Origin of the sequence: Pseudomonas sp. 51_B (assembly GCF_017491595.1) — a bacterium.
GTDB classification, from domain to species: domain Bacteria; phylum Pseudomonadota; class Gammaproteobacteria; order Pseudomonadales; family Pseudomonadaceae; genus Aquipseudomonas; species Aquipseudomonas promysalinigenes.
Window position 1 is genome coordinate 1 of the sequence record NZ_JAFGYW010000178.1, and the last position, 524, is coordinate 524.

A 524-nucleotide genomic window follows, 5' to 3' on the forward strand; every position below is an offset into this window, starting at 1 on the left:
CATCGGAACATGTCCTGTAGTGGGGGATAGCCCGGCGAAAGCCGGATTAATACCGCATACGATCTAAGGATGAAAGCGGGGGACCTTCGGGCCTCGCGCTATAGGGTTGGCCGATGGCTGATTAGCTAGTTGGTGGGGTAAAGGCCTACCACGGCGACGATCAGTAGCTGGTCTGAGAGGACGACCAGCCACACTGGGACTGAGACACGGCCCAGACTCCTACGGGAGGCAGCAGTGGGGAATTTTGGACAATGGGCGCAAGCCTGATCCAGCAATGCCGCGTGTGTGAAGAAGGCCTTCGGGTTGTAAAGCACTTTTGTCCGGAAAGAAATCATTCTGGCTAATACCCGGAGTGGATGACGGTACCGGAAGAATAAGCACCGGCTAACTACGTGCCAGCAGCCGCGGTAATACGTAGGGTGCGAGCGTTAATCGGAATTACTGGGCGTAAAGCGTGCGCAGGCGGTTTGCTAAGACAGATGTGAAATCCCCGGGCTCAACCTGGGAACTGCATTGGTGACTGG

At 56.1% G+C, this 524-nt stretch carries 1 rRNA gene; it reads left to right on the forward strand.

From position 1 onward, the window contains the following. Positions 1 to 524 (forward strand): 16S ribosomal RNA (locus J5M56_RS24255); the annotation flags it as partial.